General features: G+C 64.6%; 13 protein-coding genes and 1 pseudogene. 1 reads left to right on the forward strand and 13 read right to left on the reverse strand.

The genetic code is table 11. The annotated features are described in order from the left end of the window. From WB785_RS17515 to WB785_RS17550, 8 genes and pseudogenes are all read right to left on the reverse strand, one after another. The coding region (locus tag WB785_RS17515) for a PPE domain-containing protein (RefSeq protein ID WP_424080572.1) at window positions 1-821 on the reverse strand (821 nt) is incomplete at its 3' end. Window positions 822-830: 9 nt separating this feature from the next. Next, window positions 831-1133 carry a PE domain-containing protein gene (locus WB785_RS17520; protein ID WP_424080573.1) on the reverse strand — a complete coding sequence of 101 codons (303 nt, stop codon included), beginning with the start codon at window positions 1131-1133 and terminating at the stop codon, window positions 831-833. A gap of 103 nt (window positions 1134-1236) precedes the next feature. Further along, window positions 1237-5328 (reverse strand): type VII secretion protein EccCa, encoded by a 4092-nt coding sequence (eccCa, locus tag WB785_RS17525; protein WP_424080574.1) that lies wholly within the window; start codon window positions 5326-5328, stop codon window positions 1237-1239. A gap of 2 nt (window positions 5329-5330) precedes the next feature. Beyond that, entirely contained in the window at window positions 5331-6824 is a 1494-nt protein-coding gene (gene eccB / locus WB785_RS17530; protein WP_424080575.1) for a type VII secretion protein EccB, read from the reverse strand. A 1-nt stretch (window position 6825) separates the two neighbouring features. Further along, the gene (locus tag WB785_RS17535; protein WP_424080576.1) at window positions 6826-7746 is read right to left on the reverse strand and encodes a hypothetical protein; all 921 of its coding nucleotides are present in this window, start codon (window positions 7744-7746) and stop codon (window positions 6826-6828) included. Beyond that, window positions 7743-8063 (reverse strand): DUF2710 family protein, encoded by a 321-nt coding sequence (locus WB785_RS17540; RefSeq protein ID WP_424080577.1) that lies wholly within the window; start codon window positions 8061-8063, stop codon window positions 7743-7745. Before WB785_RS17540 ends, WB785_RS17535 begins: the two co-directional genes overlap by 4 nt. Before the next feature lie 61 nt (window positions 8064-8124). Beyond that, window positions 8125-9216 carry a DUF5631 domain-containing protein gene (locus WB785_RS17545; protein WP_424080584.1) on the reverse strand — a complete coding sequence of 364 codons (1092 nt, stop codon included), beginning with the start codon at window positions 9214-9216 and terminating at the stop codon, window positions 8125-8127. Beyond that, window positions 9210-9561, reverse strand: a pseudogene (locus WB785_RS17550) (hypothetical protein); the annotation flags it as partial. The gene WB785_RS17545 and the pseudogene WB785_RS17550, both read right to left, overlap by 7 nt. A gap of 148 nt (window positions 9562-9709) precedes the next feature. On the opposite strand from WB785_RS17550, the gene WB785_RS17555 reads away from it, so the two are divergent. After that, window positions 9710-9853, forward strand: coding sequence for a hypothetical protein (locus WB785_RS17555; RefSeq protein ID WP_424080578.1), 144 nt, complete (start codon window positions 9710-9712; stop codon window positions 9851-9853). 12 nt (window positions 9854-9865) lie between these two features. Here WB785_RS17555 and WB785_RS17560 read toward each other — a convergent pair whose 3' ends face one another. The 5 genes from WB785_RS17560 to WB785_RS17580 form a co-directional block, all read right to left on the reverse strand. Beyond that, window positions 9866-10180 (reverse strand): DUF2694 family protein, encoded by a 315-nt coding sequence (locus tag WB785_RS17560; RefSeq protein WP_424080579.1) that lies wholly within the window; start codon window positions 10178-10180, stop codon window positions 9866-9868. Next, window positions 10177-10494, reverse strand: a complete 318-nt coding sequence (locus WB785_RS17565; RefSeq protein WP_424080580.1) for an ESX-1 secretion-associated protein — start codon at window positions 10492-10494, stop codon at window positions 10177-10179. Before WB785_RS17565 ends, WB785_RS17560 begins: the two co-directional genes overlap by 4 nt. A gap of 38 nt (window positions 10495-10532) precedes the next feature. Beyond that, window positions 10533-11918: a DUF4226 domain-containing protein gene (locus tag WB785_RS17570; RefSeq protein ID WP_424080581.1), complete on the reverse strand. Its 1386-nt coding sequence runs from the start codon at window positions 11916-11918 to the stop codon at window positions 10533-10535. Window positions 11919-12009: 91 nt separating this feature from the next. Further along, on the reverse strand, window positions 12010-12378 hold the full coding sequence (locus WB785_RS17575) for a DUF4226 domain-containing protein (RefSeq protein WP_424080582.1): 369 nt from the start codon (window positions 12376-12378) through the stop codon (window positions 12010-12012). 43 nt (window positions 12379-12421) lie between these two features. Continuing rightward, window positions 12422-12831, reverse strand: a 410-nt coding sequence (locus WB785_RS17580; protein WP_424080583.1) for a C40 family peptidase, incomplete at its 5' end; no start/stop codon positions are given.

Below are 12831 nucleotides of genomic sequence, written 5' to 3' on the forward strand. Positions count from 1 at the left end.
CCCATACTGGTGAACATCCCCATGATGGACTGCAGCGGACTGGACATACTCTGAACTGCCTGCGTCGGAGCGTTGAGGATGCTCGTTGCCGGCTGGGTGATACCGGAAAACGCCTGCGGCACTTGCCCCAGCATCGAACTGATTTGACTAGTTGCTTCACTCGGCGCCGATCCAGCGGCCTGGGTCCCCGTAAGCGGTGCTTGCGCTGCGCCTTGGCCGGCGGTTTCGGCCGCCGATCCGGCGAGACTGACGCCGGACCCCATGCCCGTCGCTGCCGTCGCCCCTGTACTGGTGGCGAGCAGTGACTGGTCGGCCGCAACGGCCGCTATCGCGCCCAGCGTGGTCGCATACAACACCCCGACGCTGGAATTCTGCGTCCAGTACTCCCCGTACTGGATGTCCTGCGCAGTGATCCCCGGAAAGTTCTGGCCGAACCAGTTCGTGGCGCACAGGACACCCCACAGGTCCCGGTTGGCCTGGCAGGCAACGGAGGGAATGACCGACGGCGAGGCCATCGTGTAGGCGTCCACCGCGGCTTGCGCAAGCAGCACGTGCTTTGCACAGTGCGCCGCCAGCGGCTCTAATCCGCCGAGGTTGAGAGTTGTTCCCTTGGCTACGTTGGCGGCGCCGGCAAGCCCCACCCACTCAGTGCTGGTCGCCGCGATGTTGGTGGCAGAGGCCGCCATCGACATTTGGTGGTTGGCCGCCTCGGTGGCCATGACGGTCGCGTAGGCGACGATCGACCCGGGGCCCGGACCGCCCTCGAAAATCAGCGCAACAAGCTCGGGTGGAGCGCCAACCCACCGTGGGTCGAGGACCATTCCGAGTGGTCAGAAGGAGAATTTGGCAGCGCTGATCAGCTCGTTGAGCACGTAGCTGACCGACGCCAGGCTTTGGCCGGTGGCATACGCGGCTCGCTGCCCGGTGTGCGCTCCGGCCGCGCCGAGGTATGCGCCGCCGGCACCGGCCATCGCCGTCGCAAATGCCGCATCATCGGCGGACGCCGCCATCGGAACGACTCCGACCAGGGCTGCGGAACCCGCCGCCGTGCTGGCCGCCATCTCTCCACTGATCACCGACTCCGTCAACGACGAGAGATTGACGGCGGCCGGTGCGACATCGACTATCGACATACTTCCTACCCCTTGTCCTGTCCGCCGGATCGCCCCGCGGAGTTATCTGGAGTCTATGGTGTTATCGCATCCGCCGTGTACAGGAATCTCGCGGCCCCGAATTTCACGGCTGATCTGCCGTTTCGGGGGCGCCAACCAGCACTCCTTCAATCTCTCCCTCGGTCGTGACCAATAGCCCACGCCCGGGTGGCAGCTGCTGGGCGCTGATCCGCGCGAAGACCTTGACGTTCGCCGGGTCGTTGTCCATGAACAAGGTCGGTGACCGGGATCCGGTCATCTTCTGCAGGAATGGATTCATCACTACCTGGCCCGCCCAGTTGCCCGGCAAACGAGAAGCAATGACGTGCAGGCCGATCTGCCGGCTGCGCTCAATCAGCGGCCACAACGGCGCGGTCGCTGCCGGCTTCATGACCTGATTGTGCGGCCGGAGTTCATGTTCGTCGTCGATCAGGATGAAGTGGCGCGGACCTTCCCACGACTTCAGGTTCAACAGTTCCTCCTGCGTGAGACCTGATGGCGGGAGACGGTCGCGGAGCTGGGCCACCAGCTCGGCGATCACCGCATCGATATCGTCTGCCGTGTAGGCATAGGCGCGCACGTGCGGCCCGCGAATCTGGCCGATCAGCGAGGTCTTCGGATCGATGACGGTGATCTGGGCCTGCTCCGGGGTGAACCGTTTGGTGATTGCCTGACCGAAGGTCGCAAGCGTCGACGTCTTGCCGCACAACTGGCGGCCCATCACCAGCATGTTGGGTGTCAACCGGGTCGATAGCGCCACCGGCCGCAACGCGCTCTCCCCGATTGCGAACGGCACGTTGAGCGGATCGGCGGCCTCCGCAGTCTGCGCATACGCCTCGACGATCTCGCTCAACAGCACCCGCTCGGGCAGTCGCGACAGACGTTCAACCCTGTCCGCGCCAGTGACTTGCCCGATCACCGAACCGATGCCGCGGGTTCCCACCCGCTCGCCTTCGGTCCCGGTGATCTCTGGCACTCCGATCAGCAACTCGTGACCCTCTCGGCTGAGACCAAAGCCCGGACGGTCCAAAGTGTTTCGCGCAGCCCTCCGCCGCTCGATCGAGCTTCCCATCTGCGACTCGTCCGGGTTGCTCAGCCGCAATTGAATCCGCGCGTTTGAGACAGTCAGCAAGCCCTGCTTTTGCCCGACGAACCACCCGCTGGCGCTGGTCATCACGTGCACGCCATAGGACAGACCTTGACGGGCGATGGCTACCGCGCGATCGCCCATGGCGAAGTCCTTCTCATAGAGGTCTCCGTAGTTATCGATGACCAGGAAAACGTCGCCGAACTTGTCCTCGGGATCGGTTCCGCCGCCACCCGCGGCGCCGAACCGGCGTTCCCTGAACTCCGAAATGTCTATTTGGTAGTGCTTGAACGACGCCTCGCGAGCCCGGATCAACCCCTCCATCGTCGCGATGGTCCGCGATACCCCTTCGGTGTCGTTCAGGCTGACCACCCCCGCGACGTGCGGCATATCCTCCATCGGATAAAGCGCTGCCCCGATGCAAAAGAACGTCACCCGCTCCGGGCGATACATCAGCGCGGCGGAGCTCATCAACGTCATCAATGTGGTGGACTTGCCGCGCTGGGCGGTGGCAACCACGATGACGTTGTCCATCTCGGCGTCGATCGCATGCACGCGTTGCTCGTGATCCTCAGGTATATCGACAATCCCGATCGGGAAGGTCAGGCCTGGGTTCTGCCCATAGTCGACATGCCAAGGCTTGCCGCGCCAGTAGCTGACCAGAGCGTCCACCGGCTCGCTGACTTCCAGTGGGGGAAGCCAGATTTGGTGCGGTAGCCGCGCAGAATTGGACACCAGCGATTCTCGGATGACGTCGAGGATCTTCTTCTTCTTGAAACCGTCGGGATGGAAGAGGAACTCGTCGGGTTCCTCTGGCTCGTCGGCGACGGCCAACGCCGCGGTATCTTCGGCGCTCAGCGGCTGGTATTCCCACGTGAGGGGACGCGGCTGCGAGAAGCTCACGTCGACCGTCCGGTCGACGTTCGTGACCTTCTTGGGCAGTACGAAGGGCGTCGACAAGTAGAAGCACCGGAACGGCTCCAAGTCCCGCGGCCCGACCTTGAGCAGGGCGTAGCCGTTCTCCTTCGACGGCAGGTGCAAAGCGGCATCGCTACCGATGACGTCGCGGGAGTCCTCGGCAGTCTCTGCCCGCAACGCGACCCGAAATGCGATGTTGCTCTTGGCTTTACTCAGCGACGACAGATCCAGCCGCTGGCCGCCGAGGGTGAAGAAGACGTTACAGCCGCGCCCCTCCTGACCGATGTGGATGACCAGCTGTATCCACTCCTGGTGATGGTGGAACAGCTCCAGATACTCGTCGATGATGACCAACAGGATCGGAACGGGCTCCAGATCTCGACCGGCAAGCCGCATCTCTTCGTACTCGTTGGCGTCACGTGCACCGGCCTCCTTGAAAAGCCGGTATCTCCTGGCGATTTCGCCGTTGACTGCTTTGCGCATCCGCTCGGCGAGGTGACGATCATCCTTGCCAAGGTTGGACAGCGAGCCAGCGACATGGGGTAGGCCCTCCAAATCCTGGGCGGCCGATTCGAACTTCATATCGACGAAGATCACGATGAACGATTCCGGCGAATGGGTCAGCGCGATCCCGTTGCACAGTGACAGGAAGAACTCCGACTTACCCGATCCGGACGTTCCGACCACCACCGAGTGGAAGCCGAAGCCGCCGAAGTCTTTCGCGCGGAAGATGACGTACTGCAACTCGCCGCCGGGCTTCACCCCGACCGGCACCATCGCCCACTTCGGATCGCCCCGGCCGCGGCTTTCGGCCCACAGCCGGTCGACGTCGAGTTGACGCGGATCGTTGATACCCAACGCCCGAAGCAATTCACCTGCCTGGCTGTCGGTTTCGGACAAGTCGCCGGCGCTCATCGGAGACCAGCGCGCTAAAGCTCGCGCGTACCGGTTTGCGGTGCTCTCGGCCAGCATGTCGGCTACCGCATAGAACGCGTCGCGGTGGTAAAGCCGGCCTTCTCGCAGTTCGAAACGCTGGTCTTCGTCGGAGAAACCGACGCCGACGCCGGGCCGAGTCGCCAGCCGTAGCACGGTGATTCCGGCCATACCCTTCTGCCCGGTCACGCCTTCCCATTGCTCGGGGGTTCCGACGCTGTCGTCGACGATCACCCAGTGCGGGCCCAGCCGCAGCCCCGTCGACTCCATCGGTGACGGCATCGATGTCGGGCTGGTCCCCACCGGGGGCATCCACGGCCCGCGGCCCTTGCGGTGCAGCTCGGCATCGAGTGCTTCCTCCAGCTCAGTCGGGGAGCCAAACACCAAGCGGCGCAACCCACAAGCATCGAACATCTCGTCGTGCTGATTGTGCGGCAGCCATACCAACCACGACCACAGTTCGGGATGACGGGTGACCACCATCAGCTTGAGGTCGTTCGGGGTGTGGTAGACCGCTAGCGAACACAGGATCGACCGGGCGAGATTGTGCAAGTCCGCCGGATCGGGTCCGATGAAGCTGAAGCCCGGCTTGGACCGCAGGCTGAGCACCTTGCCGATTCCGCGAATCTTGCTCTGCTCGAGGATGAAATCGCGCAGCGCGCCGCCGGTAACCGGCTCCAACTCCTCCCCGATCGGCACTTCGGGCCATTGCAGCGATACCGCCGAGTCGGCGGCCTGCTGCACACCGATGCCGAGGCGCACATCGAGGAAATCCGGGTCATCGGCCCGGCGCTCCCACATCCGTGGCCCGCCGATGACCGTGTCGAGCTTCTGCGGATCGCCGTGCAGAAACAGCTGGCTGCGACGCTGATCTTGGGCGGCGCGCTGCACCTCGTCGCGGTCATCGTCGAGTTGGCGCAGATAAATTCGCCGTTGCTTCTCCTGCTCACCCCAGGAGATGCGCCGTCCTCGGCCGAAGCGGCCGCTGAACATCAATGCGCCGAACCCGGCCAGGCCCACCATCGGGAAGAAACCCGACTGCAGCGATCGAACACCGGACGTGTACATCACCACGAGCGTGCCGATGATCCCGACCAGCAGCGCGGGCAGCGCGATCATCAACAGGATGTTGCGTGGCTCCCGCTCCGGCAACGCCAGCGGCGGCGCGACCGCCACCCGCACCGGCGGAACGGTCGGGGCCGGCTTTCGCATTCCCCGTACGAATCCGCGTTTGGACATGCCTAGCCTCCTAGCTGCCGGTTGGCTTCCGGGATCGGCGCAACGGCGCCGCCCCCGGTGATGGTGTCGCGCGCCAATAGGGCGCCGTCATGGCTGATGGCCGGGCCGGCCGCGAAGGTGCGCACGATCGGCCAAGGCGCTTGCACGGCGCTGGCCGCATTCAGCCCAAGCGGATCCAGGGTTTTCTGCTCCCATTGGATCCCGAACCGAACGCCCTGCGGTGAAAGCCAATACAGGCTTTCACGGCTGTCCGACGTGGCGACACCGCTGGTTGTTGCGACAAAGTTCGCCGCCCCGGGCAGCACCAACGCCTGGTCAGCCTCCACCGAATCCGGCTGGCGGTCGTCGCGGACTAGCCGCACCAGGCGCGGGTCCATTCCGATCGGGACCGGCAGTCCGCGCCCGCTGAAGATGGAGATGGTGGCCTGCGGGTCGGTGGACTGCTTCTGCCATGCGACGCAAGTAACCGGATTCGCCGCTGTGTCAATGAAATTCAACTTGCCCGAAGGATAATAGCCGACGTCGAGCACGTCGACGGTGGGAATGTGGATCAGCTTGTCCGGCGAGATCAATGTCGGCGTGGCTGAGCCCTGGGCGAGCGCGGTGCGGAGCAGATCGGCGACGAAGCTGGTGATCTTCTGCACGCCATCGGGTAGCAGCGCGTAGAAGCCGGTGACGGCTCCATTGGCGTCTTGGGTTTGCAGCACGCTGCCGACCGTCGACCCGGTCAGCCACCGCGACGGTGTTCCTGTCTCCGGAATCGCCGGGACCACAAGGGGTTCGGTTGCCGGCATGGCGTCGAAGAGCGCGTTGGAGATTTCGACCGGATAGGTCACTCCCGGATCGAGACCCAGGTTGAAGGTGACGGCTCGGTCGCCTGCGTCGATCTGCGACCGTTGTCCGCCCCAGATCACATAGGTCGCGTTTTTATGGATAACCAGAACGGCCTGCGACGGACCCATCGCAGCTGCCCGTCCCGCCGTCGACAGCTCTCCAGCGATCGATGTCACTAGCGGCGGTGCTCCGGTCCCCCGGTTGGGTGCGGTGTCGCATACCGACCACGCCGACACGGAACTCGGTGTGACGGTGAGGCTGTCGGGGACACCTGGAATGCCGATCATCGGACCGGTTGGGTACTTGCCAATCTCGGATGCCTTCACCCAGGTCGGGGTGGCCGGGTTACCGACGGCCAGCCGCGCAGACGTCAGGTTGAGTGCGGGGTATAGCCGCCCGTTGATCTTCGCGTAGACCGCTCCGGTGTCACGATTGCCGATGATCGCCGACTGGCCGACCAGGCCGGCGGGTTTCATGACGTGCAGCAGTGCCATCCAGCCGATGCCGATGACAACGAACACTATGGACAGTGCCACGGCCGCGTGTTGTTTGCGGTCGTCGTGCTTCATCCGCACCGAGAACCGGGTTATCGCGGCCTTCAATCGACGGTTGTAGAACAGGTGTCCCGAATTCTGGTCTCGGTTCGAGAGATTGAGCGGCACGTCAGTATCCTTTCGGCGCTCGATGTGCATCCGCCTGCTGCACCATCGCGGCGAGGTTGTGGCCGTCGCGGCTGACGCCGTAGCGATGGATCACGTAGTTCATCGAGGCGCAGATATTGGCGACCGGATCGTAGATGTTGGTCGATGTGCCCGGTTGGTGGTAGCGCGCGAACGTAGCCGGAATCGTCTGGGCGACGCCTCGGGCAAAGCCCAGGCCGCGCCCGTCGGGTTGGATGGCACCGGGTGTCGCGGCCGGTTCTGACGCGACCACCGACGGTCGCCCGCCTGATTCCCTGTCTATCAACGTCTCGTATCCGCGGATCCACTTGCGGCGAGCGGCTGGATCGGTGATGCCCAGGTGATCTAGCGCGGCCGCGATTCGCTGCCTGACATGCCCTGGTGTGAAGGCTTTTTCATACCGAACCGCGCTGAGCGGCAGCGCAGCTCCCGAGGTGTGCCGCTGGCGCAGGTAGGCCAGTCGCCGCAGTCGGCGCGCTAGCAGGTGTGAGGTGCGATGCGAGCGATGTATGTAGTGGCGCTGCTGACGCAGCCGAGCGGCCATGCGCGCCACCGCTTCCTGGCGCCCGACTGGGGTGTCGGCCGCCGGCATCGAGTCGCTGCGCGCGTCGTCGAGCAATCGGCGGGTGCCGTGCCGGCCCACGGCGTGATCGGCGTAGGCAGCGGCCAGTACGGCGTCCAGTTCACTGTCGTCCGCTGCGCTGCCGCGCAACCCAGCGACCATCCGACGGTTGACCGCCGCCGCGCCGATCTCCGCGGCGTTGATGTGGGCGAGCCGCTCTGCACGCTCCCGAAGGTGCCCCGGTGCGTCGGTAACTCCCGCATCGACTTCGCCCGCGCCGTAGAGGTTGTGTCCGCGAGCCAGCAGCTCAAGTACATTGTGCGACAATGGATCCCACGTCACTGGAGTGCTCCCCCGTAGCGCGCCTCGTTTTCGGCTTCGGCCTCTTCCCGCAACGCTGCGATCGCGAGGTTCAACCTGTCGGCCAGCTCGCCATGGCTGTATCCGGACACAACGCTCGGATGCAAAGCTAATTCCACCAACCTGCCGTCGGAGTTTACGACCGCATGAATATCGCCGAGATCAACGCTGTAGGTGATCGCCTCAGCCTGACCGACCAGCGCTTCCCACTTGTCGGCCGCCTCGCTCAGTTCGCGCAGAACCGATTCGACGAGATCCTTATCGCTTAGCTGGGCGCGTCTGCCCGACCCCGGCATCATGACAGTATCTCGGCCCCTCCGACCAGCGTCAATTCATTCTCGCCCAGGCTCGCGCAGTGCCCTACGGGCCAGCTTTCCATCCGCTAGCCGGTGGCGTACTGAGCATTTGGAACCAGGCGAAGTGATAATTCGCATTCACCAGGTTGCCGGTGGCGATCGCCTCGGTGGCGGCCAGCAGCAGGCAGTTGAGCAGCAACCCGGCGTCGACGTCCGGGTACTGCGCGAGAAGCTGGTAGCGCGACGTGTCGAGGTATACCCGCAATATGTCGATTTCGGCGTCGAGGACGCCCGTTCCCGAAGCGCCCGCCTTCGCCAACGTGTTCACCATCCGCGGGAGGCCGTCGCGCCAGTGTGTGGCCTCGCTCAGAAGCCAGCCCAAGTCGTCGATCGCCGGCAGCTCACGCGGCTGCGACGAGGTCTCCTTCACCTGATAGTCGGTTGCCCAACCCAGCGAATCGCTGGGGGCGTAGGTCGCCGACAACGTTGTGTGTCCGAGTAGTGCCGCCGCGTTGCCGGAGCGCCGCTCCGGCTCAAGCAGCCGGACCTCGGCGGGCAAGGTGATTCCCGGCGGTATCCAGCCGTGGGCGAGGTCCGTCACCAATAACGTGGTTCCGTCCGCGCGTTCGCCGATGGCCCACCGCAGTCCGGGCTCCTGACGAGCCACGAACTTCAGCAGCCGTTCCAGCCGTTCGGGCCCCGACTCAGACTCGACCTGCGGCGCGGGCTTCTGCGCGCTGACGGGCTCATCGGTGGGAATGACCGGCTCCGCGTGGCGAGCGGCGGGCGGCTGCCTCGGTGTTTGATTGACCGGAGCTTGGGCGAGAGGCGCAATCTCCTGCAGCACCGTGGCAATCTCGTCAAGCACCTCGGTGTCATCCGATTCGGCACGATGGCGCGGCGCCGACCGTTCAGGTTTGACCGACTCCAACTCGGTTGCCGGCTGCTCTGCCGCGGCGACCGGTTCGGCCGCGGGCGGGTCGGCTTCCGCCTCCGCATGGTGGTTTTGGTCCGCAAATTCCGGGCTTGGCGAGGCGGGTAACTCCGGCTTCGGTGGCGCAACAGCGGCGACTTTAAATCGCCGTGTCTTTTCGGTGTCGTCAGCGCCATTTACCGGCTTTTCCGGCCGACGTTCTGCTGGCAATTTCGGCGTCATATTCCGGAGATGGCGAACTGTCGACTCGACTCGTCGCACAGCGAAGGCGCGGGCACCATTGATCACGCGGGCCTCTTCAGCCTGGCGTATCTGATGAGCCAATCCCGCTCGCCGGATGCCTTGGAGTTCTTCGTTTGCCGAATTGACGATTTTCTGCAGGTCAGCCTTCAAATACTTGACAAGGGGGGCGGTCTCCGCCGTCACTGTCGACAGCTCGGCCGGCCACAGCCCACCGGTCACCCACGGGGCGCAGTCCACGGGAGAGCTGAAGGTCGGAATCTTCAGTGATTCTTGGGTAGCTCTCCGGAGGCGCTGCCGCGCCGTATTCCGTCCGAAGATCGCCACCGGCCAAGCCTACCGTCATCAACGGAAGCGCCAACTCACTCTTTGGCGGGCCCACAAAGGCGGGCGGAAAGCCGCCAAAAGCCCTGTGCAAGTGTTTAGCCCGCAGTGGTGAATTGTGCGAATAACCTGGTGTCGGTAGCTTAAGTATGTGGCTGATTCCGGGCTGCAACAGCAGCTGAACGAAGTACGCGCACTGCTTGGCCGAGCGCGCGAGTTGTTCGGTGCTAATCCGGTCCAGCCGCCCTCCGATATCGCTCCGGATCGCGACGCCGTCAAGACCTGGATCCGGTAGGCCAGCCCCTCGTTATTGCTGCACGCCGTCTCGGTGGTGTAATTCATGCGCCACCAGCCGCTCGATCGCAACGTCGAGGTCCTGGGCGGTCGGAACTTCGGCGGACGGGGTGTAACCGGCCGCCACGATCTCGCCGCGCACTTCCATCACTGCCTTGAGATACGAGACGTCGGCGGTCAGCATGATGCCCTGTGCCAAACTCTCCGCATCCGTGTTCATCGCCGCATCGCTCAGCGTGACGCTGTGCATATAGCCGCCGCGGCAGGAGCGGACGAGAATATGCCCGCTCGGGTGCACGGTGTCGAACGCCGGATCGGCCTCAGTCATCGACCGTCGTCAGAGAGGCGTTTGATTTCTTGGGCAGACTCGGCATCGTGGGCTTCCCACATGCTGGCCGATTTTGTCAGGTTGTCCGCCATTTCCGCGTGACTGTCGGCCTGCTGCTCGTAGCACAAGCGTCGTTGCTCGAGGAGTTCGCGGCCGGCCTCCCGCAGCTCACCGAAGATCGGACCCAACGAGTCCAGGCTCTCTTGAATCGCCGGATGCGACGACGGCAGGGTCCGCAGATACTCGGATGTCTCTTGGTGGTGTCCGGCGGCTTGACGCAAATTGGCGGGCACCACATGGATTCGGTCTGCCATCCGCTGTCTCCTCTTGATGTGCCGGCGGCGCCGGGTTTTTAGTAGGGTCTTTCGGCGCTGGCCGGCCTGGTGGGTGCCGGTGGGTCGGTCCGATCCGGTGCTGCTGTGGTGACCGGTCCCGGCGGGTGCTCCCAGCCTAGGAAGCTGGGCCCGTTCACGGTGGAAATGTGCTGGATCTGGCCGTTGAGCAACGCCCGGCTCTGGCCGAGGGCAAGCGCATGGCGATCGGTGAGCATGCCGATATCCCCGGGTGTGAGCCGCGACGGGTCGACCGGATCGGTGACTGCAGTCCCCGGAGGCGGAATGGTCATCCCCTCCTGACGGAATGCGTCTGCGATCGGCGTCCCAGTCGCTGCCGCCTGGATAGCCGCTGCGAGTTGAGGATTGGCCGCGGTGACGGTCTCCCCGTTGGGCAGTGAGATGGTCGTTGGGCCGGCGGTCGGCTGCACCGCCGCGGGGTCCGCGTCGTGGTGGTCCGTCTGCTCATCGCCGTCCGTATCCGCCGATAGCTCGTCTTCAGGGTCGCCTGCATCCAGCAACGCATCGTCGAGGTCTTCCGGTGAACGTTCATCGTCGGCGCCCTGCAGTGGCCCGGAAAGCGGAAATCCGCCCGGCAACCCTCCCCCACCGAATGACGGAACACTCGGCATCGCCGCCGGGGTCATCGGCGGTGATGGCGACGGCGCTTGGGCCGGCGCCTCTTCGGGCGGCAATCCGGAATCGTCGACGGGTAGCGCGTCCACGTAGGGGTCGGCTGCCGTATCGACTGCTGCGGGCCGGCTTTCCGCTGGGGAGCCGGCGGGCACGGCGGTGGACCGACGCTGTTCGTCGCCATCGCCTTCTGGCTTGGCGGAGTCGTACAGCGACGTCCATGCGGCCATCAGCGCTGAGTTCGACGTGTCGTCGAGGCTCGCGTTGGCCACCACATCGCGGATATCGCGGAGTTTGCCGATCAGGAATCGCTGGAAGTCGCGCGCTCCGGCCGGGGTGTCCAGATCGGATCGTGTTGTGACCGCCGCCTCGATATCGTGCTGCAGCTTGTTCAGCGCCCCCCTGCCCTCGGCGTTGCGCTGGTGCGCATTGAGAACTGCGGTGACGACTTGCAGGTCGACCTGCGCGGTCGCCGAGTTTTGGTGTGCGAGAGCAGCTTCCGCGTATCTAATGGCATCGGCGGCGGCGCCCTCTTGATGATCGGAGGGTATTCGCGACGGGACGATCATCGTGCCTGTCCTTGCGTCGAACAGATCCGGATGTTGTTGGCGGATTCTGGCGATGATGCCGTCGAGCCGTTGCGGGCTTGCCGTAGATACCGTCGTCGCATCCGTGATGTCTTGTGGTGTCAGACCGGTCAACCACGCTTTCGGGTTGCCAGTGCACCCGGTGACGTGTTCGACCGCGGCAAGCAGGTCATCACGCGTAGCCATTGCCCACCCGAGCGAACATGCTGGCGAGAGTAGCCAGCTGTCCGGGCGGCAGACAATTCACTCGTGTGGATAGCGATGACGCGATCGACCGCTAGCCGGTGGTGGTGGTGGTGGTGTAGTGCTCCGCCAACTTGTCCAACGCAGCCTTTTTCGCAACCGCGAGCTCGTGGGCATCAGACACCACTGCCAGAATCTCGCGTTGCTTGGCGATCAGAAACCTTTGGAGCTCGCGCGCACCGATCGCGGTATCAAGCCCGACGGCAGTCTGATTCGCGACAGCGCGGTCGATTTCGGCGGCGATAGCGTTGAGGCGCCTGACGCCTTCGACCGTAGCCGCATGCGCACTGGCGAGCGCTTCCGCGAGAGCGCGATCGGCATCAGCGGCTGCGCCGTGTTGTCTCGACAGCGCGGCTTGCCGTTCCCCGATGGCGGCGATCGACTGCCCGGCCTGCTCTGCCATGGCTTGACCGTACTCACGGCCCGGACCCTCAACAACCATCGCCTTACCCCCCTGGGCGCCTGATCTGCACGCCGCTGCCCAGCGGGCTGATCCGGACCGTCGCGCCGGAATGAGGTGCTTCGACGACCAGATTGTTGCCGATAGCCAGCTGCACGTGTCCGGCGCTGGGAAAGACAAGGTCGCCAGGACGGACCTGGGAACGCGGGACCGGAATTCCGTCGTAGATCTGCTGATAAGTCGTGCGGTCCAAGTGAATTCCGGCCCGCGCATAGGACCACTGGGTCAACCCAGAACAGTCGAATCGGTCGGGCCCGGTTGCGCCCCAGACGTACGGGCTGCCCAACCGCGACAGCGCCGCCCGCACCGCGATCCCGGCGCGGGTATTCGCCGACGGCAACCGCAGCCCGGCCCGGTGATTGGCGCGTCGCACGACTCGATAGCGCAACGCGCGCA

The sequence above is a fragment of the Mycobacterium sp. genome, from assembly GCF_049585075.1.
Classification (GTDB): Bacteria; Actinomycetota; Actinomycetes; order Mycobacteriales; family Mycobacteriaceae; genus Mycobacterium.